Here is a 25303-nt window from a genome sequence, read left to right as displayed (position 1 = left end):
CCGGGTGAGCGGTGACTCCTGCAGGAACCGGTCAGGTGAAGGCGTTGATCCCCGTCTCGGCGCGGCCGATCAACAGCTTCTGGATCTGCGACGTGCCCTCGTAGAGGGTCATCACGCGGGCGTCGCGCAGGTACTTCGCGACCGGGAAGTCGTCGACGTAGCCGGCGCCTCCGTGCACCTGGATCGCGTTGTTGGCCGCACGCACCGCGGCCTCGGAGGCGAACAGCTTGGCCTTGGACGCCGCCACCCCGTAGGGCTCGCCGCGGTCGATGAGGTCGGCGCACCGCCACGCGAGCAGCCGTGCGGCGTCGGCGTCGAGCGAGATGTCGGCGATGAGGTCCTGCACGAGCTGGAACGATGCGATCGGCCTGCCGAACTGGGTGCGCTCCGTGGCGTAGGCCACGGACGCCTCGAGGCATCCCTGCACGATCCCCACGCAGCTGGAGGCGACGGCGAGGCGACCCTTGTCGAGGGTGCCCATCGCGATCTTGAAGCCCTGGCCGACCTCGCCGAGACGGGCGGCGTCCGGGACGCGTACGCCGTCGAGGAACAGCTCGGCGGTCGCCTGGCCGCGCAGCCCTAGCTTGTGATGGATCTCCCGGGCCTCGAAGCCGGGGGAGTCGGTCGGCACCAGGAACGCCGTCACGCCGCGCGGACCGCCGTCGCTGGTGCGGGCGAAGACGAGCGCGACGTCGGCCCAGGTGCCGTTGGTGATGAAGACCTTGCGGCCGTCGATGACCCAGTCCGAGCCGTCGCGGACAGCGCGCGAGGTGAGGTTGCCGGCATCCGACCCGGTGCCGGGCTCGGTGAGGCCGAAGCAGCCGAGCTTCGTCGCGGCGGACAGCTGCGGCAGCCACTCCTGCTTCTGCTCCTCGCTGCCGTGGAACAGGATCGACTTGCCGACCAGCCCGCTGCTCACCGACACGATGCCCCGCAGCGCCGAGTCGGCGCGGCCCAGCTCCTCCATCGCGAGGGAGTAGGTGACGTAGTCGCCGCCGACACCGCCGTACTGCTCGGGGATCGTGAGCCCGAAGAAGCCGAGCTCGGCCATCTTCGGGACGATCGCGAGGTCGACGGACTCGTCGTGGTCCCACTGCATCCGGTGCGGGACGGCCTCCCGCTCCAGGAAGTCGCGGGCCAGCGAACGGAACGCCTCCTGCTCCTCGGTGAGGGAGAGGTCCATCAGACCGCCTCGACCAGCTCGTGGTCGGTGACCCGCGACGAGAGCCGGGTCAGGTGGTGGTGGGCGTTGCCGAGCCACTGGTCGAGCACCTCGAGGTGCGCGGTGCCGACGCCGACGGCGTACTCGGCCGTCATGCCGATGCCGCCGTGCAGCTGGATCGCCTCCTGGCCGATGTGCCGCCCGGCACGGGCGGTGGCGAGCCCCACCCGGTCGGCCGCGTCGGCCACGACCTCGCGGTCGCCACCCGCGATCGTCATCGTCGCCCAGTCGACCATGCTGTGCGCGAGCTCGAGCTCGACGTACATGTCGGCGGCTCGGAACGTCAGCGCCTGGAAGGTGTTGAGGGTGACGCCGAACTGCTTGCGGCTCTTGAGGTAGTCGGTCGTCGCGCGCACCTGGCTCTGCATCACGCCGAGGGCCTGGTTGGCGCCCATGATGCGGGTCAGGTCGCTGATGGTCGCGATGCTGTCGGTCAGGTCGCGGCCCGGCTCGCCGAGCGGGGTCGCTGCACTGGCCTCGAAGGTGACGCTGGCCGCGCGGGTCAGGTCGGCGGCCGCGTAGCCCGTCCGGGTGACGGCGGCGGCGTCGACCACGAAGACCCCGGTGCCTGCGCCGTCTCCCGGCAGCGCCGCGGTCACGACGAGGACGTCCGCGGTCGCGCCGCCGACGACCGGGTCGGCGACGCCGTCGAGCGTCCACGTGTCACCGTCGACCGAGGCGCGTACGCCGTCGGCGCGCGAGGCCCAGCGCCCGCCCGGGGAGGTGTCGGCAGCGGCCAGCTGGACCTCGCCGGCGCTGAGCCGTCCGAGCAGGTCGGCCTTCTGCTCGCGCGAGCCGACCGCCGCAACGAGGCCGCCGGCGTGCACGACCGAGGCGAGGTAGGGCTCGGGCGCGAGCACGCGGCCCAGCTCTTGGCACACGATCCCGATCTCGACCGGACCGGCGCCGACGCCACCGTCGTCCTCGCTGAAGGGCAGCCCGAGCACGCCCATCTCGGCCAGCCGGCCCCACAGGGCGCGGTCGAACCCGTCGTCGGTGGCCACGGCCTGACGCCGCGCCTCGTGGTCGCCGTACGCGTCCTTGAGCAGGCCGCGTACGGCCTCGCGCAGTGCCTGCTGCTCGTCGTCGTAGGTGAAGTCCATCGCGCGTGCCTCTCAGAGTCCCAGGATCGTGCGGCTGATGATCTGGCGCTGGATCTCGTTGGACCCGCCGTAGATCGACGCCTTGCGGAGGTTGAGGTAGGTCGGGGCCGTGCGGCGGGCCCAGCCCTCCTGCGGCGAGTCGTCCTCCGCGCGCGCGGCCAGCGACGCCGGCCCGGCCAGGTCGAGGGCGAGCTCGCTGACCGCCTGCTGCAGGACGGTGCCGCGCAGCTTGAGCACCGACGAGGCCGGGTGCGGTGCGCCGTCGGAGGAGTGGGCGACCACGCGCAGCGCGGTGAGCTCGAGGGCGAGCAGCTCGTTCTCCAGCTCGGCGACCCGGGCGCGGACCAGCGGGTCGTCCATCAGGTCGCCCGCGGTGGTCTTGAGCGTCGCCAGCGCGCGCTTGGTCGCGCCCACCGGGGCGACGCCGACGCGCTCGTTGCCGAGCAGGAACTTCGCGATCGTCCAGCCCCCGCCGGGTTCTCCGACGAGGAGGTCACCGGGGACCCGGACGTCGGAGAACCAGACCTCGTTGACCTCGTGGCCACCGTCGATGAGCTCGATCGGTCGCACCTCCACGCCCGGCGTGGTCATGTCGATCAGCAGCATCGAGATGCCGGCCTGCTTCTTCACCTCCGGGTCGGTGCGCACCAGCGTGAAGATCCAGTCGCCGTACTGGCCGAGCGTCGTCCAGGTCTTCTGGCCGTTGACGACCCAGTCGTCGCCGTCGCGCACCGCCGCGGTGCGCAGGCTCGCGAGGTCGGAGCCGGCGTCGGGCTCGGAGAAGCCCTGCGACCACCAGATGTCGAGGTTCGCGGTCGGCGGGAGGAAGCGCTGCTTCTGCTCCTCGGTCCCGAACTGCGCCAGCACCGGCCCGATCATCGAGGCGTTGAAGGCGAGCGGGATCGGCACCCCGGCGCGCTGCATCTCCTCGTGCCACAGGTGTCGCTGGAGGTCCGTCCAGTCCTGGCCGCCCCACTCCACCGGCCAGTGGGGAACGGCGAGGCCCTCGGCGTTGAGTGCCCGCTGGCTCTCGACGATCTGGTCGCGGGTGAGGTGGCGGCCCTCCAGCACCGTGTCGCGGATCTCCTGCGGGACCTTCGTGGTGAAGACCTCGCGCACACGGTCGCGGAACTCCGCGTCCTCCGGGCTCAGCTCGAGCTGCATGTGACTCCTTCGCTCCTCACGAGTGGCCGGCGGACACAGCAGGGGCCGGCCGCCCCATCATGGCGCGGCCGGCCCAAGACTGCGGACGGGCGGGGGCGATCAGCTCGTCGTGGCGTCGCTGTCGAGCACGAAGGACCCGCTCTGCTCCTGCCCGTTGCCCGTCGTCCAGGTCACCGTGACCGAGTCGCCGGGGCGGTAGGAGCGGATGGTCGCGACGAGCGAGTCGGCGTCGGTGATCCTCTGCTGGTCGACCTTGGTGATCAGGTCGCCGGAGGCCAGGCCGCCCTTGCTGGCGGTGGAGCCCGCCGAGACCTCGTTGACCACGGCACCTTCCGCGTCACCGGACTGCGGGTCGCCGACCTGGATGCCGAGCCGTGCGTGGGTCGGGGTCTCGCCCTTCACCATCTGGTCGACGATCGGCATGACCTCGTCGATCGGGATCGCGAAGCCGAGGCCGATCGACCCGGACTGTCCCGACGTCTGCGCCGTGGCGGTGCGGATCGAGGAGTTGATCCCGACGACCGCTCCGGTCATGTCGGCCAGCGGACCGCCGGAGTTGCCGGGGTTGATCGCCGCGTCGGTCTGGATGGCGGGGTACGTCGTCGAGTTGCCCTGGGCGTCCGACCCGACGTTGACCGGCCGGTTCAGGGCGCTGACGATGCCGCTGGTCACGGTCGCGTCGAGGCCGAACGGGGAGCCGACGGCCACGACCCCCTGGCCGACCTCGAGGTTGGCCGACTTGCCGATCGTCGCCGGGGTGAGCCCCGAGACGCCCTCGGCCTGGATCACCGCGGTGTCGGTGAGCGGGTCCGTGCCGAGGACCTTGGCGTCCGCGCTGGTGCCGTCGTTGAAGTCGACCCTGATCGACCCGCCCTGGCCGGCCACCTCGACGACGTGGTTGTTGGTCAGGATCGTGCCGTCCGAGGTGAGGATGATCCCCGAGCCGGAGCCGGCCTCACCGTTGCCGGTGACGTCGATCTGCACGACGCTCGGCAGCACCTTCTGGGCCACCGACTCGACCGAGCCGTCGGCCGGGGCGCTCGTGGTCTGGTTGGCGACGGTGGAGGTGCTCGGCGAGGCCGACGCGCTCGGCGTGCCGGCCGTGCCGTCGTGGGTCGCGTCCCACACGGCCGCGCCACCCAGCCCGGCACCGCCACCCACGAGGAGCGAGGTCGCCAGCACCGCTGCCGCGAGACCCGTACGACGCGAGCGCGCCGGTCGCTGCTGGGTGGCCGTCCCACCCGACCACTGCTGGTGCGCGTGCTGGCCGTGCGGCCCGTGCTGCCCGTACGGGTCCTGGTCCTGCCGGGGGTGGTGCTGCGGCTGCTGAGGCTGCTGCGGCTGCGGCCGCTGGAAGGGGGAGTGGTCGTGGTCCTGCCCCTCGGGCCGGCCGGGGTGCTGCTGGGGGTACTGGTCGTCGCTCATGCCTCGAGCCTGCGTCGGCTCTCTGTGCGTCGGCTGAGAGAGGGCTGGGAAGTGAAGAAATGACGAGGACCCCCGGCGCCCGCCGGGGGTCCTCGGGTCGTGCGTCAGCGTGCGGTGGTCACGTCCAGCGCTCGGACGCCGCGGTGAACGTCAGCTCGCGGTCCCCGGTGTAGATCTGCTTGGGGCGGGCGATCTTCTGGTCCTTGTCCTGGACCAGCTCGGCCCACTGCGCCAGCCAGCCCGGCGTACGGCCGATGGCGAAGAGCACGGTGAACATCTCCGGCGGGAACTGGAAGGCCTCGTAGATCAGGCCCGAGTAGAAGTCGACGTTGGGGTAGAGCTTGCGCTTGACGAAGTACTCGTCCTCCAGCGCGATCTTCTCCAGCTCGAGCGCGATGTCGAGGAGCGGGTTGGTGCCGGTGACCTCGAAGACGTCCTCGGCGGACTTCTTGATGATCTTCGCGCGCGGGTCGTAGTTCTTGTAGACCCGGTGGCCGAAGCCCATCAGGCGCTCGTTGCCGTCCTTCACGCCGTCGATGAAGGCGGGGATGTTCTCCTTGGAGCCGATGCGCTTGAGCATCCGCAGGACGGCCTCGTTGGCGCCACCGTGGAGGGGGCCGTAGAGGGCGCCCACGCCGGCCGCGACGGCCGAGTAGGGGTCGACCTGCGAGGAGCCGACGGAGCGGACCGCGTTGGTCGAGCAGTTCTGCTCGTGGTCGGCGTGGAGGATGAAGAGCACGTCGAGGGCCTTGACCAGGCGCTCGTCGGCCTCGAACTTCGACTCGCTCATCTTGAAGAGCATCGAGAGGAAGTTGGCGGTGTAGCCGAGGTCGTTGTCGGGGTAGACGTAGGGCTTGCCCTGCGCGTGACGGAACGACCAGGCGCCGAGCGTCGGCATCTTCGCGATCATCCGGACGATCTGCATGTGGCGGTTGTCGGCGTCACTGATGTTGCGGGCGTCGGGGTAGAACGTCGACAGCGCGCCGACGGAGGCCATCAGCATGCCCATCGGGTGGGCGTCGTAGCGGAACCCCTGCATGAACGTCTTGACGTTCTCGTGGACGAACGTGTGGTAGGTGATCTCGTGCACCCAGGCGTCGTACTGCTCCTTGGTCGGCAGCTCGCCGTTGACCAGGAGGTAGGCCACCTCGAGGAAGCTGGACTTCTCGGCCAGCTGCTCGATCGGGTAGCCGCGGTACTCGAGGATGCCCTTGTCGCCGTCGATGTAGGTGACGGACGAGCGGCACGACGCCGTGTTGACGAAGCCGGGGTCGTAGGTGGCCAGACCGGGCTCGTCGTCGTTCAGGCGGATCTGTCCGAGGTCCTTGGCCGCGATCGTGTTGTCGGTGATCGCGATGTCGTACTGCTGACCGGTCCGGTTGTCGGTGACGGTCAGTGAATCCTTGGCCGCTACGTCGGTCACGTCGGCTCCTGTCCTACGTCTTGGGTTGTCGCTCCAACCTAGCCGCGGGGGTCGCGCGAGCGCGAACCCGGTGTCCAGTCAGCGACCGGCGACGCGGTTCGCGATCCGCGCGACGCGACTGGTCCGTGCGAGCCCGGCGTCCTCGCGACGGTCGGCCGCGCGGTAGAGGCGGTAGAGCGTGTGGACGCCGGCCCACCGCAGCGGCTCGGGCTCCCAGCGGCGTACGACGTGCCCGGTCCACGGCAGTGCGGTGAGGTCGGAGTCGCGACCGAGCACGAGGTCGCGCAGCGTGCGGCCGGCCAGGTTGGTCGCGGTCAGCCCGGAGCCGACGTAGCCGCCGGCGTGGCCGAGGCCGGTCGAGGAGTCGTAGGCCACGCTCGCGCTCCAGTCGCGCGGCACGCCGAGCACGCCGCACCACGCATGGTCGATCGTCACGCCCGCGAGCGAGGGGAACAGCGAGGCCAGCGTCGAGCGCAGCGACTCGATCGTCCAGTCCTGGGTGCGACCGTCGACGTCGGTGCGGGAGCCGAAGCGGTAGGGGACGCCGCGCCCACCCATCGCGATCCGCCCGTCCGCCGTGCGCTGGGCGTAGCAGTAGGCGTGCGCCTCGTCGCCGAGCAGCTCCTCGCCGGCCCAGCCGATCTCGTCCCACTGCGCTGCGGTGAGCGGTGCCGTCGCGATGATCGCGGAGTTCATCGGCAGCCACTCCCGGCGGTGCCCGGCCAGTCCCGCGGTGAAGCCCTCGAGGCAGCGCAGCACCGTCGGCGCGCGGACCGTGCCGCGGTCGGTCACCACCGCGCCCGGCTCGATCCTGACGGCGCGCGTGCCTTCGTGGATGCGGACGCCCCGCCCCCGGACGGCGCGCGCGACACCGCTGACCAGTTTGGCGGGGTGCACGCGCGCGCACCCGGGGTCGTAGTGGCCGGCCACCGCACCGGCGACGCGGACCCGCTCCGCGACCTGTGCCGCGGACAGCTCGCCGCCGAGGCGGTCGGCTTGGGCCTGCGAGCGGGCGACGTACAGCACCCCGCTGAGCCGGATGTCGGCCTCGATGCCCTCGCGGTCGGCGACGTCGATCACCTCGTGCACCGAGCCGCGGACCGCGTCGCGCATCGCCGCGAGGCCGGCCTCGCCCGCCACGTCGGCGTACGCCCGCGCGCTGCCGGGGAGCTCGCTCGAGAGCCAGCCGCCGTTGCGGCCCGAGGCGCCGAAGCCGGCGAACTCGGCCTCGACGACCCGGATGTCGAGCGAGGGGTCGGCCTCGTGGAGGTAGTACGCCGTCCACAGGCCGGTCAGGCCCGCACCGACGATCGCGACGTCGCACGTGACGTCGCCGTCGAGCCGGTCGGCCGGGACCGGCAGCCCGACCTGCTGCCACCAGAAGGAGACACCACCGTTGCGCACGCGGTCATTCTGACCCCCTGCGGGTGTTCCACCGTGAGGTCCCGCGCTGGCAACGTGCGGACATGGGACTCTCGGCGACCATCACCGGTGCGACCACGCTCGTGCTCGCGACCACCCTCCTCGGCGCAGGCCCGGCTCCTGCGGACGCCCCGGACGCGCGCGCGGCGGCATCGAAGCGCTTCGTCATGGTGTCGGTCGACGCGAAGGGCCGCCCAGCCGACAACGATGCCACCGGCGCCTCGGTGAGCAGAGACGGGCGGTGGGTCGCGTTCGGCTCCGGGGCCACGAACCTCGACCGGCGCACCCGCGCGGGCCAGCGACAGGTCTACCTGCGCGACAACCGGACGGGGAGGGTGCGGGCCGTCGGTGCGGACCGTCGCGGTCGCCTCGCCGACGTCGCCGAGTCGGTCTCGCTCTCGCCCAACGGCCGCTTCGTTGCCTTCTGCAGCACCGACGAGCTCGTCGGGCCCGACTCCACCGACGTCGACGACAACACCCCCAACAGCGACGTCTTCGTGCGCGACCTGAGAAAGGGGACCGTCCGTCGCGCCTCGTCCACACCGGGCGGGGGAGAGGCCGACGACTACTCCTGCTCGCCCGACGTCGCCGACAACGGTGACGTCGGCTTCTTCTCCCGCGCGACCGACCTCGTCGCCGGTGACACCAACGGCGTGCCCGACTACTTCCTCTACGACTGGGGCTCGCGCAAGGTCCGGCGTCTCGCGACCGCCGAGATCGCGTCCGGGTCCGTGCGGATCTCGGGCGACGGGAGCGCTGCCGCGGTGGTCACCACCGAGGTGCTCGCCGGTCGCGACAGCGGCGCGCTGCCCGACGTGTACGTCCTCAGTCGGAGCCAGGGGGTGCGTGGCACGTGGTCCATGCCGCTCACCCAGGACGAGGGACTGCCCACCGACACCGGGTGCGGCTGGACCGGGCTGAGCATCAGCGGGACCGGGCGCTACGTCACCGGCGCCTGCTCCGACGGGGGGATCGCGGCGACGCCGATCGCCGACAAGCCGGTCCACCTCTGGTGGACCGATCGCCGCTCGGGCGACGTCCGGCTGGTCAACCGCACGCCTGACAACGACTCCGAGGTCGATGTCGCCCAGGTGTCCGACGACGGGCGCCGGGTCTTCTTCGGCAGCCGCGAGCGGGCCTACGCGCGGGCTGGCGCGGGGCGGTTCGCCAACTACCAGGGCGTCTTCGTCTGGCAGCGCGGCGACGGCGTACGGTCACTGACGCCGGGCGACGCGTGGTGGGACGACTACGGCTTCGACGCCTCCGGCGACGGGCGTACGGTGGCCTTTGCGTCCGGGAGCGAGGCGATGGGGGTGCCGCCGCCGGTGCTGGGCGACGGGGACCTCCAGATCTTCACCCGCCGGATCGGCCGCTGAACCTCCGGTCCGCCGTTTTGACCCCCCTCGCGGGGACGCCGTACCCTTGCTGGTCGCGACTCCTGCCGCGTCCGTCCTCTCCGGGGACGGGTGCAGATCCGGACGTCATCCCTCGTCTCGCACGACGAGCGGGGGAGCGAGCCGGGCCGTGTTCGTCAGAAGCCGCAGCTCCATTCCGATCCCCGACCGGGGTTCGGGACCAACGAACGAGAACGGGTACATCGCCGTGCGCACGTACAGCCCCAAGCCCGCTGACATCCAGCGTGAGTGGCTCGTCATCGACGCCACCGACGTGGTCCTCGGACGCCTCGCCGTCCAGACCGCGAACCTCCTCCGCGGCAAGCACAAGCCGACCTTCGCTCCTCACATGGACATGGGCGACTTCGTGATCATCGTGAACGCCTCCAAGGTGTCGCTGTCGGGGACCAAGAAGACCACCAAGATGGCCTACCGCCACTCCGGCTTCCCGGGCGGCCTCTCGGCCACGCCCTTCGGCGAGCTCCTCGAGAAGGACGCCCGCAAGGCCATCGAGTCGGCCGTGTGGGGCATGCTCCCGAAGAACAAGCTCGGTCGCCAGATGCTGAAGAAGCTCAAGGTCTACGCCGGCCCCGACCACCCGCACCTGGCCCAGCAGGCCACTCCCTTCGAGATCACGCAGATCTCCCAGTGACGACTGAGGACTCACAGATGACTGAGAACACCACCGAGGTCGAGGAGACCTTCGAGACCGACGCCGACGGCGTTGCCTACACGTCCGAGAGCGACGCCTCGGCCGACACCCCGGCCCGCCCGGCCACCATCGCCCCCGGCGCGGCCACCGGCCGTCGCAAGGAGGCCGTGGCCCGCGTCCGCCTCGTCCCCGGCACCGGCCAGTGGACCATCAACGGCCGCACGCTCGACAGCTACTTCCCCAACAAGCTGCACCAGCAGATCGCCAACGAGCCGTTCGTCGAGCTGCAGCTCGAGGGCCGCTTCGACGTGATCGCCCGCATCCACGGCGGCGGCATCGCCGGCCAGGCCGGCGCCCTGCGCCTCGGCGTGGCCCGCTCGCTCAACGGCATCGACGTCGAGGCCAACCGCCCGGCCCTCAAGAAGGCCGGTCTGCTGACCCGCGACGCCCGCGTCGTCGAGCGCAAGAAGGCCGGCCTCAAGAAGGCCCGCAAGGCCTCGCAGTTCTCGAAGCGCTGATCTCCCAGGGTCTCGTCCGATGGCGCGACTCTTCGGCACGGACGGGGTCCGGGGCCTGGCCAACGCAGATCTCACTGCCGAGCTGGCCCTGGACCTGTCCGTGTGTGCAGCACACGTCCTGGCCGACCGCGGCGAGTTCGAGGGGCACCGTCCCCTCGCCGTGGTGGGCCGGGACACGCGCATCTCCGGCCAGTTCCTCGAGGCCGCCGTCGTCGCAGGCCTCGCCTCGGCCGGCGTCGACGTGCTCCTGCTGGGCGTCCTGCCGACGCCCGGCGTCGCCTACATGACCGACAAGCTCGGCGCCGACCTCGGCGTCATGCTGTCGGCCTCGCACAACCCGATGCCCGACAACGGCATCAAGTTCCTCGCCCGCGGCGGGCACAAGCTCGACGACGCCATCGAGATCGCCATCGAGCGCCGGATGGGCGAGCCGTGGCAGCGGCCCACCGGCGGCGACGTCGGTCGGGTCAGCGTCTACGCCACGGCCGTCGAGGAGTACGCCGCCCACCTCGAGGGCACGATCACGCACCCGCTGGTGGGGCTCAAGGTGGTCCTCGACTGTGCCGCGGGTGCCGCCCACGCGGCCGGCCCGCGAGCCCTCGAGGACGCCGGCGCGACGGTCATCGCGATCCACGCCGACCCCGACGGCCTCAACATCAACGACAACTGCGGCTCCACCCACCTCGAGTCGCTGCAGGCGGCCGTCCTCGAGCACGGCGCCCACGCCGGCTTCGCCCTCGACGGCGACGCCGACCGCTGCCTGGCCGTCGACGCCGACGGCAACGTCGTGGACGGCGACCAGATCCTCGCGATCCTGTCGCTGTCGCTGCTCGAGCAGGGCCGGCTCGCCAAGGACACCGTCGTCGCCACGGTCATGAGCAACCTCGGCTTCGTCCAGGCGATGCGCGCCAACGGCGTCGGCGTGCGCCAGACCAAGGTCGGTGACCGCTACGTCCTCGAGGCGATGAAGGTCTCCGGCTACAGCCTCGGTGGCGAGCAGTCCGGCCACGTCATCCTCACCGACCACGCCACCACCGGCGACGGGATCCTCACCACCCTGCACGTGATGGAGCGGATGGCCACGACCGGCAAGTCCCTCGCCGAGCTGGCTGCCGTGATGACCCGTCTGCCGCAGGTGCTCGTCAACGTGCGCGACGTCGACAAGACCCGCGCCGACGAGGACGCCGTGCTGGCGGCCGCCGTCGCGGAGGAGGAGGCGGTGCTCGGCGACCGCGGCCGGATCCTGCTGCGCCCCTCGGGCACCGAGCCGATCGTGCGGGTGATGGTCGAGGCGCCCACCCACGACGAGGCCGAGGGAGTCGCCTCGCGGCTCGCGGACGTCGTACGGCGTCAGCTCGCGCTGTCGTGAGCCGGCGTCCCCGCCAGGACCTGGACGGCGGCGCGCCCGAGGTGCCGGGCTGGCTGACCCTCCGCGACGTCGCGCTCGCGCTCGGCGTCGGGCTCGTCCTCGCCGCGGTCCTGACCGTCGTGACGCCCGGAGCCGGCACCCACGTCCTCGGCGGCACCGACCTGCGCGAGACCATGGTGGTGGCCGTGCGCGAGGGTGCAGTGCCCAACGACGACGACAAGACGCGCACCACCTACGACCTGACCTGGTCCGACGACGGCGAGACCCGCACCGCCACCTTCCACCGCGCCGGCTCCCCGGACCACGAGGTCGGCGACACGTGGCGCCTCTGGGTCTCCCCGGACGGGTCGGTGGTGGAGACGACGTCGCCGCGCACCACCCTGCTGGGCCTCGGGATCGGCCTCCCGGCCTTCGTGCTGCTGATCGGCCTGTTCGTCCGGTGGCGCAATCGCACCATGGCGAAGGACGTGCTCGCGGAGGCCGACAAGATCGAGGCGCGCCGCTCCTCCTAGGCCGGGTCCTGGCCGCGTGCACGGCGGACCCACGCCCGGTTGTCTGAGGACGTGGCGTACGTGCGGGACCCCGTCTGACGTCCACCACGTCCTCAGATAACTGCATGACGGCCGCCGTGCCCGTCGCTACCGTCGCCGCGTGGTCGACATCGAGCAGATCAACCCCCGCAACCAGGCCGCCCTGCGCGCGTGGTGGGAGGTCGGCCGGGCCGCGACCGCCGACCGTCCCGGGAACCCGTGGCCGGCGTGGGAGCAGACCCGCGTGTCCCTGCCGGCCGACAACCCCGAGGGCGCCGTCACCGTCCTCGCCGCCATCGACGGCCGCGAGATGGTCGGCGCCGGCCTGCTGATGAGGCCGCTGCGCGACAACCTCCACTCCGCGACGGTCGACGCCTACGTCCGCCCCGACCGCACCCGCGAGGGCATCGGACGACGGATCGTCGACGAGCTCGAGGTCGTGGCCGCGGGGGACGGTCGTCGTACGCTCCACGGCGAGGTGTTCGTGCCGCCGGGTGCGACCGGCACCGGGCCCGAAGGCTTCGCGGAGGCGCTCGGGTACGACATCGCGAGCCGCGAGGCGATCCGCGAGCTCGCGGTCGCCGACTACCTGCAGCGGCACGACCGGCTGGTCGACGCGGCCGCCGCTGCGGCGGCGTACCGGATCGTCACCTTCGACACCGTGTGCCCCGAGCAGCACGTCGCGTCGTTCGGGCGGCTCCTCGGCATGCTGTTCGACGAGATCCCCCTCGGCGACCTCGACCTCCAGGCGTCCGCGTGGACACCCGAGCGCATCCGCGACGCCGAGCAACGCCAGGTCGGGATCGGGCGGCACGTGCTGACGGCGCTGGCGATCGCTCCCGACGGCTCGGTCGCCGGGAGCTCGGACGTCCGGGTCAACGAGACCGACACCGCCCACGGCCAGGTCGGGATCACGATCGTCGACCCCGACCACCGCGGGCACCGCCTCGGCCTCGCGCTGAAGGTCGCCACCCACGACCTCGCGCTGGCGACGTACCCGGGCCTCCTCGCCGTCGCCACGTCCAACGCCGAGGTCAACGCCCACATGAACGCCGTCAACGAGGCACTCGGCTATCGCACGATCGAGACCCTCCTGGAGCTGCAGAAGCAGCTGTGACGCTCAGAGCTTGCGGAGGCGGACGTACTTCACCGAGTGGTCGGCGTCCTTGCGGAGCACGAGGTTGGCGCGGGAGCGGGTGGGGGCGACGTTCTGGACCAGGTTGGGCTCGTTGATGGAGTCCCAGATGCGGGTCGCCTGGTCGACGGCCTCGTCGTGGGAGAGCGCGGCGTACTTGCGGAAGTACGACGCCGGGTCGCGGAAGGCGGTCTCGCGCAGCCGCAGGAAGCGGTCGACGTACCAGCGCTTGATGTCGGTCAACGCGGCGTCGACGTAGACGGAGAAGTCGAAGAAGTCGCTGACCGCCAGGCCCGTGCGGCCGTCGTCGCGGACCCGCGCGGGCTGGAGGACGTTGAGGCCCTCGATGATCACGATGTCCGGTCGCTTCACGACGACCCGCTCGCCGGGGACGACGTCGTAGACGAGGTGGGAGTAGATGGGCGCCTCCACCTCGTCGCGACCGGACTTGATGTCGATGACGAACTTCAGCAGCGCCTTGCGGTCATAGGACTCGGGGAAGCCCTTGCGGTGCAGGAGGTTGCGCCGCTCGAGCTCGGCGTTGGGGAGCAGGAAGCCGTCGGTGGTGACGAGCGCGACGTTGGGGTGCTCGGGCCAGTGGGCGAGCATCTGCTGGAGCACGCGCGCAGTGGTGGACTTGCCGACCGCGACGGAGCCGGCGAGGCCGATCACGAACGGCGTGCGCGGCGGGGTCACCCGGTGGAGGAACTCCTCCTGCTCGCGGTGGAGCCGGGAGTTGCCCGCGACGTAGAGGCTGAGCAGGCGCGAGAGCGGGAGGTAGACCTGCTCGATCTCGTGCAGGTCGAGCTGGTCGCCGAGGCCTCGCAGCCGGACCACCTCGTCGGGCGTCAGGACGGTCTCGTCGGTGCCGGCCAGCTGGGCCCACGCCGCCCGCTCGAGCTCGACGTAGGGGGAGGTCTCGTGCCCGGACGATCCCGACGAGGACGAGCCGTGGGAGGACGACGCGGCCTCGGACATGGGTGCGATTGTGGCACCGCACGGGACCGCGGGGGCGCAGCGGCCTGCCCGTGGACGCCGATAGACTCCGCGACCATGTGCGGAATCGTCGGGTACGTGGGTGCCAAGCCGGCCGAGGGCGTCGTGATCGAGGGCCTGCGACGCCTGGAGTACCGCGGCTACGACTCCGCCGGGATCGCCCTCGTCGACGGCGGGACGATCGTCAGCGACAAGCGCGCCGGCAAGCTCGCCAACCTCGAGAAGGCGATCGCCGACTCGCCGCTCCCGCCGGTCACGACCGGCATCGGGCACACGCGCTGGGCCACCCACGGACCGCCGACCGACCGCAACGCCCACCCGCACCTGGGTCGTGCGCGCCGGGTCGCGCTCGTGCACAACGGCATCATCGAGAACTTCGCCGAGCTGCGCTCACGCCTCGAGGCCGACGGCGTCGAGATGGCCTCCGACACCGACACCGAGATCGCGGCCCACCTCCTCGAGGAGCAGCTCGAGACCGGCGTCGACCTGACCGTCGCGATGCAGAACGTCTGCCGCGGCCTCCACGGCGCGTTCACCCTGGTGGCTGTCGACGCGCAGGACCCCGACCGCGTCGTCGCCGCCCGGCGCAACAGCCCGCTCGTGGTCGGCCTCGGCGAGGGCGAGAACTTCCTCGGCTCCGACGTCGCCGCCTTCATCGAGCACACCCGCGAGGCGATGGAGCTCGACCAGGACCAGGTCGTCACCATCACCCGCGAGGGCGTCAGCGTCTCGGGCTTCGACGGCAGCCCCGCCGAGGGCCGTCGCTACCACGTCGACTGGGACCTCTCGGCCGCCGAGAAGGACGGCCACGACTGGTTCATGCGCAAGGAGATCTTCGAGCAGCCGCGCGCCGTCGCCGACTCGCTGCTCGGCCGGCGCGGCGCCGACGGGCTGCTGCAGCTCGACGAGATGCGCCTGTCAGACCAGGACCTGCGCGACATCGACAAGATCATCATCATCGCGGCCGGTACGTCGTTCTACGCCGGCATGGTGGCGAAGTACGCCATCGAGCACTGGTGCCGGATCCCGGTCGAGGTCGAGCTCGCCAGCGAGTTCCGCTACCGCGACCCGATCCTCACCTCCTCGACGCTGGTCGTCGCGATCAGCCAGTCGGGCGAGACCGCCGACACCCTGCAGGCGATCCGGCACGCACGCGTGCAGCGCTCGAAGGTGCTCGCGATCTGCAACACCAACGGCTCGACGATCCCGCGCGAGTCCGACGGCGTCATCTACACCCACGCCGGCCCGGAGATCGGCGTCGCCTCGACCAAGGGCTTCCTCACCCAGCTGGTCGCCTGCTACCTCCTCGCGCTCTACCTCGCCCAGGTCAAGGGCACCCGCTACGGCGACGAGATCGCCGAGGTGATGGACCAGCTCGAGCAGATGCCGGCCCACATCGAGCGCGTGCTCGGCAAGTCCGAGGAGGTCTACGCCCTCGCCCGTGACCACGTCGGCAGCAGGTCGGTGCTCTTCCTCGGACGCCACGCCGGCTACCCGGTGGCCCTCGAGGGTGCGCTCAAGCTCAAGGAGATCGCCTACCTCCACGCCGAGGGCTTCGCCGCCGGCGAGCTCAAGCACGGCCCGATCGCGCTGGTCGAGGACGGCCTGCCGATCCTGTGCGTGGTGCCGCCCCGCGGCCGCGACCAGCTGCACGACAAGATGGTCAGCGGCATCCAGGAGGTCCGCGCCCGCGGCGCCCGGACCCTCTGCCTGGCCGAGGAGGGCGACACCGCCATCGAGCCCTACGCCGACGTGCTGATCACGCTGCCGAAGGTACCGGTGCTGCTGCAGCCGCTCGTCGCCGTCGTACCGCTGCAGCTGTTCGCGTGCGAGCTGGCCTCCCAGCTCGGCCACGACGTCGACCAGCCCCGCAACCTCGCCAAGTCCGTCACGGTCGAGTAGGTCGAGCCGTGCCTGTCATCGGCGTTGGCATCGACGTGGTCGACATCGAGCGCTTCGTGCAGTCCCTGGAGCGCACGCCCAGCCTGCGCGGGCGGCTCTTCACCGAGGCCGAGGCCTCGCGCCCGCCGGCGTCCCTGGCCGCGCGGTTCGCGGCGAAGGAGGCCATCGCGAAGGCGCTCGGAGCCCCGGTGGGGATGGCCTGGCACGACGCCGAGATCGTCTCCGAGGAGACCGGTCGGCCTCGCTTCGAGATCCGGGGCACCGTCGCCGCGCAGGCCGACGCGCTCGGCGTCGCCCACGTCCACGTGTCGCTGTCACACGACGCCGGCATCGCCTCCGCCGTCGTCGTCCTGGAGTCCTGACGTGCTGCGCGCCCACCTCGTCGAGGACGTCCGCCGCGCGGAGGCCGCCGCGATGGCGCGCCTGCCCGACGGTGCCCTCATGCAGCGCGCCGCGGCCGGCCTCGCCGCCGCGGTGCTCGACCTGCTCGGCAGTGCGTACGGCAGCCGGGTGCTGCTGCTGGTCGGCCCCGGCGACAACGGCGGTGACGCGCTCTGGGCCGGAGCCCGGCTCGCCGGTCGGGGCGTCGCCGTCGAGGCGCTCCTGCTCGCGGACCGGGTCCACGAGGCCGGCCTCGCCGCCCTCGTCGCGGCCGGCGGTCGTGCCACCCGCGACCTCGACGACCTCCACGACGCCCCCGACCTGCTCGTCGACGGCATCGTCGGCATCGGTGGGCGTCCGGGCCTGCGAGCCGAGGCGGTGGCGGCGCTGGAGGCGTACGTCGACGTGCCGGTGGTCGCGGTCGACGTGCCGTCGGGCGTCGACGTCGACACGGGCCGGCTCGACGGCCCCCACGTCCGGGCCGCGCTCACCGTCACCTTCGGCACCCACAAGGTCGCCCACCTCGTCGACCCCGCCTCGCTGGCCGTCGGCGCGCTCCACCTCGTGGACCTCGACCTCGACGAGCTCGGCGAGCCGGCCGTCGAGGCGCTCCAGCCCGACGACGTACGGGCCCTGCTGCCGCGACCGGGGCTCGACGCGCAGAAGTACACCCGCGGGGTGGTCGGCGTCCGGGCCGGCTCGGACACCTATCCCGGAGCGGCGCTCCTCGCCGTCTCGGGCGCGAACGCCGGACTGGTCGGGATGGTCCGCTACGTCGGTCCCGAGCACGTCGCCGACACCGTCCGCACCGCCCACCCCGAGGTCGTCGGCGCCGGGCGGGTGCAGGCGTGGGTGGTCGGACCGGGTGGTGGCGACGACGCCGCGACCATGCTCGCCGAGGCGAGCCAGGACGGCGTGCCGGTCGTCGTGGACGCCGACGCCCTGGCCCACGTGGACGAGGCGGGCGCGGACTGGATCCTGACCCCGCACGCCGGCGAGCTCGCCGCGATGCTCGGCGTCGAGCGGGACGCCGTCGAGGCGGCGCCCCTCCGGCACGCCCGTGAGGCGTCGGGCCGCTGGGGCTGCACCGTCCTGCTGAAGGGCCACCACACGCTCGTTGCTGCGCCCGACGGCCGGGTCCGCGTCACCACCACCGGCGTGCCGTGGCTGGCGACGGCCGGCGCGGGCGACGTGCTCTCCGGTGTCGTCGGCGCCCTGCTCGCGGCAGGCCTGGAGCCGTACGACGCCGCGTCCGTCGGGTCGTGGCTCCACGGCGCAGCCGCCACGCAGGCAGCGGCAGGCGGTCCCCTCACGGCCAGCCGGGTCGCGGTCCACGTCCCACAGGTCGTGCGCGAGACCCTCGCCGGGCTGGGATGATCGGGAGCATGACCGGTCCAGCGCCAGCCCGCGCCGAGATAGTCGTGGACCTGGCCGCGATCCGGCACAACGTGCGGATCCTGCGGGACCTCGTGCGGGCCGACGAGCCCGTGCGGCTGATGGTCGTGGTGAAGGCCGACGGCTACGGGCACGGCATGGTCGAGGCGGCCGCAGCGGCCCGCGACGCGGGAGCCGACTGGATCGGCGTCGCGACGATCGACGAGGCGCTCGCGCTCCGGGCGGCGGGGGACCGGGGGCCGCTGCTGTGCTGGCTGAGCGCACCCGGTGACGACTTCGCCGGTGCGGTCGCGGCGGGCGTCGACCTGACGGCGTACACCGTCGCCGAGCTCGACGAGATCGCCGCAGTCGGCGGGGCGCACGTCCAGCTCAAGGTCGACACCGGCCTGTCCCGCGGCGGCGCACCCCGCGCCGACTGGGCGTCCTTCTTCGCTGCGGCGGCCGCGCACGAGGCCGCCGGCCGCGTCCGGGTCACCGGCATCTGGTCCCACTTCGTGGCCAGCGACGAGCCCGCCCACCCGATGAACGACGCGCAGGAGGCGGCCTTCCGCGAGGCGCTGGCGCTCGCCGAGGAGGCCGGCCTCGAGCCCGAGGTGGCCCACCTCGCCAACTCGGCGGCCGCGATCCTGCGTCCGTCGTCGCACTTCGACCTGGTGCGCTGCGGCATCGCGGCCTACGGCCTCGACCCGGCGCCCGGTGCGACCCCCCGGCTCGGGCTGCGACCCGCGATGACCGCGCGGGCACGGCTGGTGATGAGCAAGCCGCTGGCAGCAGGCGACGGCGTCTCCTACGGCCACACCTGGGTCGCCGACCACGACACGAGCGTGGGCCTGGTGCCCGCCGGGTACGGCGACGGCGTGCCGCGCGCCGCCGGCAACGCCGCCTCGGTGTGGGTCGAGGACTCGCGCCGCCCGATCCGCGGGCGGGTCTGCATGGACCAGGTCGTCGTCGACCTCCACGGCGAGCTGCCGCCTCCCGGCACCGAGGTGGTGCTCTTCGGCCCGGGCGACCGCGGCGAGCCGACCGCGCAGGACTGGGCGGAGGCCGTCGACACGATCAGCTACGAGGTGGTGACCCGTCTCGGCGGTAGGTTCGTCCGCCGGTACATCGACACCGAGACGGACAGCGACGTGGACAGTGACGACCAGACCTCCGAGGAAGGCACCCGATGAGCGTGAAGGGCCGGATCTTCGGCACGGTCGTGGGCGCGGCGGGACTCGCGGCGGCCGCCGGCGCGGGTGCGATCGTGCGGCAGAGCCGGATCATCGGCCGGCGCGACGCGGGGGAGCGGGCGGCCTTCGGTGAGCTGCACAGCGCGCCGCGGGTCGTGGTCGCCGACGACGCCCTCGACCTGCACGTCGAGATCGACGAGCCGGCCGACTTCGGTGGTGCGGCGTCCACCGACGAGGACCTGACCGTCGTCTTCGTCCACGGCTACTGCCTCAACCTCGACTGCTGGCACTTCCAGCGGGCGGCGTACCGCGGACAGGTCCGCACCGTGTTCTACGACCAGCGCAGCCACGGCCGCTCTGCGCGGTCCGACGAGGACCACTGCACGTTCGACCAGCTCGGCCACGACCTGCGCCGCGTCATCGAGGACACCGTGCCCGGCCGCTGCGTCCTCGTCGGCCACTCGATGGGCGGGATGAGCATCATCTCCCTCGCCGAGCTCCACCCCGACCTGTTCGGCGACAAGGTGCTCGGCGCCGCCCTGATCTCGACGACGGCCGGCGGTCTCGACCCGGGGCGCATCCTGTTCCCGATGCTGCCGCTCGGCCTCGGGGGCCGGTTCGTCGGTCGCGCCGTCCGCACCCTCGACCGCGGACACCGTGTCGTCGACCTGGCCCGGGCGTGGGGGCACGCGGTCGCCGACGTCTTCACCGACCGCTACGCCTTCGGCACCGACGAGGTGCCCGCGTCCTACGTCGAGTTCGTCTACTCGATGCTCAACGCCACGCCGTTCGCCGTCGTCGCCGACTTCTACCCGGCCTTCGCGACGCTCGACAAGTTCGAGCACCTCGAGGCGCTCGGCCGCGTCCCGACCTCGGTCATCTGCGGCACCGAGGACAAGATCACCTCGGTCGGCCACAGCCGCAAGCTGCACAGCCGGATCGCCGGCTCGAGCCTGCTCGAGTGCGACGGAGCGGGCCACATGGTGTTGCTCGAGCGCCACAAGGAGGTCACCGCGGAGCTCGACGACCTGATCTCGCTCGCCCAGGCAGGAGGGTCGCGATGAGCGTCGTCGTACGCCGTGTCGGTGCGGAGGCCGCGGGCGAGGTGCTGGCCGTGGTGCGGGCCGCGTTCGGCGCCCGGCGACCGCTCGACCCTCCCGCCGACGCGCTCGCCGAGGACGAAGGCACCATCGCCCGGCTGCTCGGCCGGCGGGGTGGCTTCCTCGCGACCGTGGACGACGTACCGGTCGGGTGCGTCGTGCTCGACCCGACGCCCGACGGCCTGGTGCTGCGCCGGTTCGGCGTCGTGCCCGACGCGCAGGGCACCGGGGTGGCGACGGCGCTCGTCGAGGCGGCGATCGACGCCGCTGCCGGGCGCGAGGCGGTGCGGGTCGTCGCGCGCGAGGAGCTGCCGGAGACGGTCAGCTTCTGGGAACGCCACGACTTCGTCGTCACGGGCCGCCACAGCCCCTACGTCGAGCTCGCGCTCTGGCTCGGCACCACCGTCGACTGCCCGGACGCGGCGTCGATGAGGGCCCTGGGGGAGCGGGTCGGCCGCAGCCTGGTCGCCGGTGACCTCGTCGTCCTCACGGGCGAGCTCGGCGCCGGGAAGACGACCTTCACCCAGGGCCTCGGTGCCGGCATGGACGTGCGCGGCGGCGTGACGTCACCGACCTTCGTGATCGCGCGCGTCCACCCCTCGCTCGTCGGTGGCCCGGACCTGGTGCACGTCGACGCCTACCGCCTCGGCGGCCTCGACGAGCTCGACGACCTCGACCTCGACGCCTCGCTCGACTCCGCGGTCACGGTCGTGGAGTGGGGCTCGGGCATCGCCGAGGGCCTGGCGGACTCGCACCTCGAGGTCGTGATCGAGCGTGCGGTCGGCGAGACGCCCGACGACGAGCTCGACCCGCGCCGCGTTTCCCTGCGCTGGGTCGTCGGACAGTAACCTCGTCGCCGTGCTCCTCGCCCTCGACACCGCCACGCCGCTGGTGACCGTCGCCCTCCACGACGGCGAGCGCGTCGTGGTCGAGCACTCGTCCGACCAGCCGATGAAGCACGGGGAGCACCTCGCGCCGCTGATCGCGCGGGCGCTCGACGAGGCCGGCATCGTCCGACAGGACCTGACGGCGATCGCGGTGGGCGTCGGTCCCGGCCCGTTCACTGGGCTCCGGGTCGGCATCGTCACGGCCCGCACGCTCGGCTTCGTCCTCGAGATCCCGGTGTACGGCGTCTGCTCGCTCGACGTGCTCGCCGTGCAGGTCGTCGAGTCCGCGGCACCCGAGGGCGGCTTCCTCGTCGCGACCGACGCCCGGCGCAAGGAGGTCTACCTCGCCTCCTACGACGCCGACGGCCGACGCCTCGAGGGCCCAGTGGTGACCCGTCCGGCCGAGGTCGCGACCGACGCGCCCGTCGCCGGCGCCGGCCCCCTGCTCTACCCCGACCACTTCCCGCAGGCCATCCCACCCGAAAGGCCGAGCGCGGGCTGGTTGGCCCACGCGGTGAGCGGCGAGCTCGTAGAATTGCTGGACCCCGAACCCCTCTACCTCCGCCGCCCCGACGCCGTCGCCGGGGCCCCCAGGAAGCCCGTCTCGTGATCCGTCCTGCCGCCCTGACCGACCTGCCTGCGCTGACCGCGCTCGAGCACGAGCTGTTCGGCGCCGACGCGTGGAACGAGTCGCTGGTCCGGCAGGAGATCGAGGGTCTCGGACGTCGGTTCGTGGTCGCCGAGGACGAGACCGGTGCCGTCGCCGGGTACGCGGTGACCATGAGCGCGGGTGACATCGTCGACCTGCTGCGCATCGCCGTACGTCCCGGGTCGCGCCGCACCGGTCTGGCCTCGCGGCTGCTCGACGAGCTCCTCGTCGACACCGACGACGCCTCGCGCATGCTGCTCGAGGTCAGCGTGAGCAACACCGAGGCGCTCGGCTTCTACGTCGCGCGCCAGTTCAGCGTGATCGACGTGCGACCCCACTACTACCGCGACGGGTCCGAGGCCCTCGTCATGTGCCGCTGGCTGCCCGGAGCCGCCCGCGCCGAGACGGTGACCCGCCATGACTGACGAACCCCTGGTCCTCGGCATCGAGACCTCCTGCGACGAGACCGGCGTCGGGATCGTCCGCGGCCACACGCTCCTCGCCGACACGGTCGCGAGCAGCGTGGAGGAGCACGCCCGCTTCGGCGGCGTGGTCCCCGAGGTCGCCAGCCGTGCCCACCTCGAGGCGATGGTGCCGACGATCGAGCGCGCCGCGGAGACCGCGGGGATCGCGCTCAGCGACGTCGACGCCATCGCGGTGACCAGCGGCCCGGGGCTCGCCGGGGCGCTCCTCGTCGGGGTCGCCAGCGCCAAGGCCCTCGCGATCGGGCTCGGCAAGCCGATCTACGGCGTCAACCACCTCGCCGCGCACGTCGCCGTCGACCAGCTCGAGCACGGTCCGCTGCCGGAGCCCTGCCTGGCGATGCTCGTCTCCGGTGGCCACTCCAGCCTGCTCGAGGTCACCGACGTCACCGTCGGCGTCGAGCCGATGGGCTCGACCATCGACGACGCCGCGGGCGAGGCGTTCGACAAGGTCGCGCGCCTGCTCGGGCTGCCGTTCCCTGGTGGCCCCCACATCGACAAGGCGGCACGCAGCGGCAACAGCGTCGCGATCGACTTCCCGCGCGGCCTGACGAGCCGCCGCGACCTCGAGCGGCACCGCTTCGACTTCTCGTTCTCCGGCCTCAAGACCGCCGTGGCCCGCTGGGTCGAGGCTCAGCAGCGCGACGGCGTGACGATCGACGTGTCCGACGTGGCAGCGTCGTTCCAGGAGGCGGTCTGCGACGTCCTGACCCGCAAGGCGATCGACGCTGCGACGAGCCGCGGGATCGAGGACATCCTCATCGGTGGCGGCGTGGCCGCCAACAGCCGGCTCCGGGCGATGGCCGAGGAGCGCGCCGCCGCGCAGGGCATCCGGGTCCGGGTGCCGCGGCCGGGCCTGTGCACCGACAACGGCGCCATGGTCGCCGCCCTGGGGGCCGAGCTCGTCGCGCGCGGGCGTACCCCGTCCCTGCTGGACCTCCCGGCCGACTCCTCGCAGCCGATCACGACCGTCGTCGCCTGACCGCTCGTGCTCGGCCCGCGTGGGTCGACGTGCAGAGGTCCGGGGACGACGAAGGTCCCCGCCCGAGGGCGGGGACCTGCATCGTGGTCTCCCGACTGAGCTGCGTCAGTCGAGCACGCCGGGTGCGACGTCGTCGTCGCCGAGCCAGTCCTGGTCGTAGACCAGGCTGTCGCGCTCGTCGGTCTTCTCGTCCTCACCCTTGCGGCCGCCGCGCCCGGAGGCGCTCCCGGTCGATCCGCGTGAGCCCGAGCGGGACCCGCTCGAGCCGGCGCTGCGGCCACCGGCCGAGCCCCGACCGCCTGCACCGGACTTGCCGGCACCACGGCCCGACGCGCTGCCGGTGCCGCGACCACCGGCCGAGCCGGCGCCACGCGATGCGCTGCTGGACGAGCCTGCTCGTCCGGCGGAACCGGCCGAGCCCGCGGACCGCGACAGGGCGCTGGAACCACCGGCGCGAGACGTCGACCCGATCGGCCGGACCGGGGTCGCACCCCGCGTCGCGGAGGTCGGCACCGCGCCGGGGCGGATCGCACCGGCGGCCAGGCCACCGGCTCCACCCGCTGCGCCGAGCGCCGCGGCGGACGCGCCGGCCGACGGCGCGGAGCCCGACGACGCCGTGGTGGGCATGCTCCCGCCGGACGGGTCGAAGGTGATCCCGCTCTGCGTCGTACCGGTGACCGTGGTCGTCGGCCCGTGCGTCGGTCCGGGGGTCGGGGTCGGGTCCGGCAGGGGCGTCGGATCGACCGGCGGCCACGTGGGCGGTGGCGGCGGTGGCGGGTCGACCGGCGGCCACGTGGGCGGCGGCGGAGGCGGTGGAGGCGGAGGCGGAGGCGGCGGGGGCGGCGGGGGCGGCGGGGGCGGTGGCGGCGGAGGGAGTGGCGGCGGAGGAGTCGGCGTGCCCGGAGTGCCGGGGTTGCCGGGGTTGCCGCCGGGGCCGGTGGAGATCGGCGCGCGCGGGACGTCGGTCTTCGGCTGCTCCGGCTCCGTCGGGTCGGGCTCGCCGTGGATCTCCTTCATCGGCGGGATGGCCGTGAGGAAGGCGGAGTCGAGCTTCTGCGACCAGTCGGTCGCGGCGGACTCCTGCGCGGCCATCTTGTCGTGGTAGGCGTCCATCTTGGCGTTGGCCGCGGCGCGGTCCTCGCCGTCCTGCTTGATCTGCTCGGGGCTCGGCGGAGCACCCGGGGCGTAGGTCGGGGCGGTGTAGGTCGGCGGTTGCTCGAGCACGTCCATCTTCGACTCGGCGTCCTCGGCCTGGCGCATCACCTCGGCGGTGTCCTGGAGCGCCTGGCCGGCGACCTTGATCTTCTCGCCCTTCTCCTGCATGGACGTCGCAGAAGCCTGGAAGGCCTGGAGCACGGCCGTGGCGGTGTCACCGGACAGGCCGCCGTCGGTGCCCTCGCCCTCGCGCACCTTCACCGCGCCCTTGCGGATGGCGTCGGCGGCGTCGACGAGGATCTGGGCGCTGGCGACCCAGTTGATCCCCGCGTCGCCCGTGGCGCCGTGCTTGTTGCCGGCGAGGTAGGAGCGCAGCTTGGCGCGCTCGGGACCGATGCCCATCAGGAACCACTCCCGCTCGTGGCCGGGTCGGTGTAGGTGCCGTCACCGATGTCGTCGGAGGTCGACTCGTCGCGTGCCTCGATGATCGTGGTGTTGACCTGCTCGACGACGGCCTGGTGGGAGGTCATGACGGCGCCCGACTCGGCGTCGATGTCCTGCACCTCGTTGGCCCACTTGGTGATGGCGGCGCTGTACTCGCGCAGCGAGTCGGCGAGCTTCTGGAACTCCTCCTCGACGGCCTGGTGGGCCATCTGGGTGTTCACGCCGATCCGGTGCCCGTTGGTGGAGCCGCCGAACCAGCCGGGGCCGACCGCCGTGACGACCTGGCTGTCGAGGCTGTCGGAGTTGTCGGTGAGCAGGGCGACGATCTCGTCGACGAGCGCGGGCTCGAAGTTGAGCGCGTTCAACGCGGTCGTCACCAGCTGCACGTCTGCCATCAGCAT

At 72.6% G+C, this 25303-nt stretch carries 24 protein-coding genes; 15 read left to right on the top strand and 9 right to left on the bottom strand.

Annotated elements, in window-relative coordinates:
• Positions 1 to 31: 31 nt before the first annotated feature.
• The 6 genes from L2K70_RS14870 to L2K70_RS14845 form a co-directional block, all read right to left on the bottom strand.
• Complete coding sequence (locus L2K70_RS14870) at positions 32 to 1183, bottom strand: acyl-CoA dehydrogenase family protein (RefSeq protein ID WP_236402965.1); 1152 nt, start codon at positions 1181 to 1183, stop codon at positions 32 to 34.
• Positions 1183 to 2325 carry an acyl-CoA dehydrogenase family protein gene (locus L2K70_RS14865; RefSeq protein WP_236402964.1) on the bottom strand — a complete coding sequence of 381 codons (1143 nt, stop codon included), beginning with the start codon at positions 2323 to 2325 and terminating at the stop codon, positions 1183 to 1185. The genes L2K70_RS14870 and L2K70_RS14865 overlap by 1 nt, the downstream gene beginning before the upstream one ends.
• Positions 2326 to 2337: 12 nt before the next feature.
• A complete protein-coding gene (locus L2K70_RS14860) occupies positions 2338 to 3489 on the bottom strand; it encodes an acyl-CoA dehydrogenase family protein (RefSeq protein ID WP_236402963.1) in 1152 nt (383 codons plus the stop codon).
• A gap of 99 nt (positions 3490 to 3588) precedes the next feature.
• On the bottom strand, positions 3589 to 4914 hold the full coding sequence (locus tag L2K70_RS14855; RefSeq protein WP_236402962.1) for a S1C family serine protease: 1326 nt from the start codon (positions 4912 to 4914) through the stop codon (positions 3589 to 3591).
• A gap of 118 nt (positions 4915 to 5032) precedes the next feature.
• Positions 5033 to 6337 carry a citrate synthase gene (locus L2K70_RS14850; RefSeq protein WP_236402961.1) on the bottom strand — a complete coding sequence of 435 codons (1305 nt, stop codon included), beginning with the start codon at positions 6335 to 6337 and terminating at the stop codon, positions 5033 to 5035.
• 78 nt (positions 6338 to 6415) lie between these two features.
• Entirely contained in the window at positions 6416 to 7741 is a 1326-nt protein-coding gene (locus L2K70_RS14845; protein WP_236402960.1) for an NAD(P)/FAD-dependent oxidoreductase, read from the bottom strand.
• Between the two features lie 62 nt (positions 7742 to 7803).
• On the opposite strand from L2K70_RS14845, the gene L2K70_RS14840 reads away from it, so the two are divergent.
• From L2K70_RS14840 to L2K70_RS14815, 6 genes are all read left to right on the top strand, one after another.
• Positions 7804 to 9135, top strand: coding sequence for a TolB family protein (locus L2K70_RS14840; protein ID WP_236402959.1), 1332 nt, complete (start codon positions 7804 to 7806; stop codon positions 9133 to 9135).
• Positions 9136 to 9361: 226 nt separating this feature from the next.
• The gene (gene rplM, locus L2K70_RS14835) at positions 9362 to 9805 is read left to right on the top strand and encodes a 50S ribosomal protein L13 (protein ID WP_236402958.1); all 444 of its coding nucleotides are present in this window, start codon (positions 9362 to 9364) and stop codon (positions 9803 to 9805) included.
• A gap of 17 nt (positions 9806 to 9822) precedes the next feature.
• The gene (rpsI, locus tag L2K70_RS14830) at positions 9823 to 10323 is read left to right on the top strand and encodes a 30S ribosomal protein S9 (RefSeq protein ID WP_236402957.1); all 501 of its coding nucleotides are present in this window, start codon (positions 9823 to 9825) and stop codon (positions 10321 to 10323) included.
• Between the two features lie 19 nt (positions 10324 to 10342).
• A complete protein-coding gene (glmM, locus tag L2K70_RS14825) occupies positions 10343 to 11692 on the top strand; it encodes a phosphoglucosamine mutase (protein ID WP_236402956.1) in 1350 nt (449 codons plus the stop codon).
• Entirely contained in the window at positions 11689 to 12204 is a 516-nt protein-coding gene (locus L2K70_RS14820; RefSeq protein ID WP_236402955.1) for a hypothetical protein, read from the top strand. The genes glmM and L2K70_RS14820 overlap by 4 nt, the downstream gene beginning before the upstream one ends.
• A 139-nt stretch (positions 12205 to 12343) precedes the next feature.
• A complete protein-coding gene (locus tag L2K70_RS14815; RefSeq protein WP_236402954.1) occupies positions 12344 to 13339 on the top strand; it encodes a GNAT family N-acetyltransferase in 996 nt (331 codons plus the stop codon).
• Between the two features lie 3 nt (positions 13340 to 13342).
• On the opposite strand, the gene coaA is transcribed toward L2K70_RS14815, so the two are convergent.
• A complete protein-coding gene (gene coaA / locus L2K70_RS14810) occupies positions 13343 to 14335 on the bottom strand; it encodes a type I pantothenate kinase (protein ID WP_236402953.1) in 993 nt (330 codons plus the stop codon).
• Positions 14336 to 14410: 75 nt separating this feature from the next.
• On the opposite strand from coaA, the gene glmS reads away from it, so the two are divergent.
• Genes glmS through tsaD form a run of 9 tightly spaced genes read left to right on the top strand, consistent with a single transcriptional unit; the run spans position 14411 to position 23303 of the window.
• Complete coding sequence (gene glmS, locus L2K70_RS14805; protein ID WP_236402952.1) at positions 14411 to 16255, top strand: glutamine--fructose-6-phosphate transaminase (isomerizing); 1845 nt, start codon at positions 14411 to 14413, stop codon at positions 16253 to 16255.
• Between the two features lie 8 nt (positions 16256 to 16263).
• Positions 16264 to 16617 (top strand): holo-ACP synthase, encoded by a 354-nt coding sequence (locus L2K70_RS14800; RefSeq protein ID WP_236402951.1) that lies wholly within the window; start codon positions 16264 to 16266, stop codon positions 16615 to 16617.
• 1 nt (position 16618) lies between these two features.
• Positions 16619 to 18013, top strand: coding sequence for an NAD(P)H-hydrate dehydratase (locus tag L2K70_RS14795; protein WP_236402950.1), 1395 nt, complete (start codon positions 16619 to 16621; stop codon positions 18011 to 18013).
• An 8-nt stretch (positions 18014 to 18021) separates the two neighbouring features.
• A complete protein-coding gene (gene alr / locus L2K70_RS14790) occupies positions 18022 to 19203 on the top strand; it encodes an alanine racemase (RefSeq protein ID WP_236402949.1) in 1182 nt (393 codons plus the stop codon).
• Entirely contained in the window at positions 19200 to 20267 is a 1068-nt protein-coding gene (locus L2K70_RS14785) for an alpha/beta fold hydrolase (RefSeq protein ID WP_236402948.1), read from the top strand. Before alr ends, L2K70_RS14785 begins: the two co-directional genes overlap by 4 nt.
• Positions 20264 to 21151: a tRNA (adenosine(37)-N6)-threonylcarbamoyltransferase complex ATPase subunit type 1 TsaE gene (gene tsaE / locus L2K70_RS14780; protein ID WP_236402947.1), complete on the top strand. Its 888-nt coding sequence runs from the start codon at positions 20264 to 20266 to the stop codon at positions 21149 to 21151. The genes L2K70_RS14785 and tsaE overlap by 4 nt, the downstream gene beginning before the upstream one ends.
• Positions 21152 to 21161: 10 nt before the next feature.
• Positions 21162 to 21800, top strand: a complete 639-nt coding sequence (gene tsaB, locus L2K70_RS14775; RefSeq protein ID WP_236402946.1) for a tRNA (adenosine(37)-N6)-threonylcarbamoyltransferase complex dimerization subunit type 1 TsaB — start codon at positions 21162 to 21164, stop codon at positions 21798 to 21800.
• On the top strand, positions 21797 to 22264 hold the full coding sequence (locus L2K70_RS14770) for a GNAT family N-acetyltransferase (RefSeq protein WP_236402945.1): 468 nt from the start codon (positions 21797 to 21799) through the stop codon (positions 22262 to 22264). The genes tsaB and L2K70_RS14770 overlap by 4 nt, the downstream gene beginning before the upstream one ends.
• Positions 22257 to 23303, top strand: a complete 1047-nt coding sequence (gene tsaD, locus L2K70_RS14765) for a tRNA (adenosine(37)-N6)-threonylcarbamoyltransferase complex transferase subunit TsaD (protein ID WP_236402944.1) — start codon at positions 22257 to 22259, stop codon at positions 23301 to 23303. The genes L2K70_RS14770 and tsaD overlap by 8 nt, the downstream gene beginning before the upstream one ends.
• A gap of 105 nt (positions 23304 to 23408) precedes the next feature.
• On the opposite strand, the gene L2K70_RS14760 is transcribed toward tsaD, so the two are convergent.
• Positions 23409 to 24860 carry a hypothetical protein gene (locus tag L2K70_RS14760; RefSeq protein WP_236402943.1) on the bottom strand — a complete coding sequence of 484 codons (1452 nt, stop codon included), beginning with the start codon at positions 24858 to 24860 and terminating at the stop codon, positions 23409 to 23411.
• Positions 24860 to 25303, bottom strand: a complete 444-nt coding sequence (locus L2K70_RS14755) for a hypothetical protein (protein ID WP_236402942.1) — start codon at positions 25301 to 25303, stop codon at positions 24860 to 24862. Before L2K70_RS14755 ends, L2K70_RS14760 begins: the two co-directional genes overlap by 1 nt.

This window comes from Nocardioides potassii (genome assembly GCF_021648885.1).
Classification (GTDB): Bacteria; Actinomycetota; Actinomycetes; order Propionibacteriales; family Nocardioidaceae; genus Nocardioides; species Nocardioides potassii.
The sequence above is the reverse complement of the archived record's forward strand: the minus strand, read 5'-3'. Positions and strand labels throughout refer to the sequence as shown.

Coding starts and splice junctions, on each gene's coding strand:
- L2K70_RS14870 (WP_236402965.1), bottom strand. CDS start 1,183: ATGGACCTCTCCCTCACCGAGGAGCAGGAGGCGTTCCGTTCGCTGGCC.
- L2K70_RS14865 (WP_236402964.1), bottom strand. CDS start 2,325: ATGGACTTCACCTACGACGACGAGCAGCAGGCACTGCGCGAGGCCGTA.
- L2K70_RS14860 (WP_236402963.1), bottom strand. CDS start 3,489: ATGCAGCTCGAGCTGAGCCCGGAGGACGCGGAGTTCCGCGACCGTGTG.
- L2K70_RS14855 (WP_236402962.1), bottom strand. CDS start 4,914: ATGAGCGACGACCAGTACCCCCAGCAGCACCCCGGCCGGCCCGAGGGG.
- L2K70_RS14840 (WP_236402959.1), top strand. CDS start 7,804: ATGGGACTCTCGGCGACCATCACCGGTGCGACCACGCTCGTGCTCGCG.
- rpsI (WP_236402957.1), top strand. CDS start 9,823: ATGACTGAGAACACCACCGAGGTCGAGGAGACCTTCGAGACCGACGCC.
- glmM (WP_236402956.1), top strand. CDS start 10,343: ATGGCGCGACTCTTCGGCACGGACGGGGTCCGGGGCCTGGCCAACGCA.
- coaA (WP_236402953.1), bottom strand. CDS start 14,335: ATGTCCGAGGCCGCGTCGTCCTCCCACGGCTCGTCCTCGTCGGGATCG.
- glmS (WP_236402952.1), top strand. CDS start 14,411: ATGTGCGGAATCGTCGGGTACGTGGGTGCCAAGCCGGCCGAGGGCGTC.
- alr (WP_236402949.1), top strand. CDS start 18,022: ATGACCGGTCCAGCGCCAGCCCGCGCCGAGATAGTCGTGGACCTGGCC.
- L2K70_RS14785 (WP_236402948.1), top strand. CDS start 19,200: ATGAGCGTGAAGGGCCGGATCTTCGGCACGGTCGTGGGCGCGGCGGGA.
- tsaE (WP_236402947.1), top strand. CDS start 20,264: ATGAGCGTCGTCGTACGCCGTGTCGGTGCGGAGGCCGCGGGCGAGGTG.
- tsaD (WP_236402944.1), top strand. CDS start 22,257: ATGACTGACGAACCCCTGGTCCTCGGCATCGAGACCTCCTGCGACGAG.
- L2K70_RS14760 (WP_236402943.1), bottom strand. CDS start 24,860: ATGGGCATCGGTCCCGAGCGCGCCAAGCTGCGCTCCTACCTCGCCGGC.
- L2K70_RS14755 (WP_236402942.1), bottom strand. CDS start 25,303: ATGCTGATGGCAGACGTGCAGCTGGTGACGACCGCGTTGAACGCGCTC.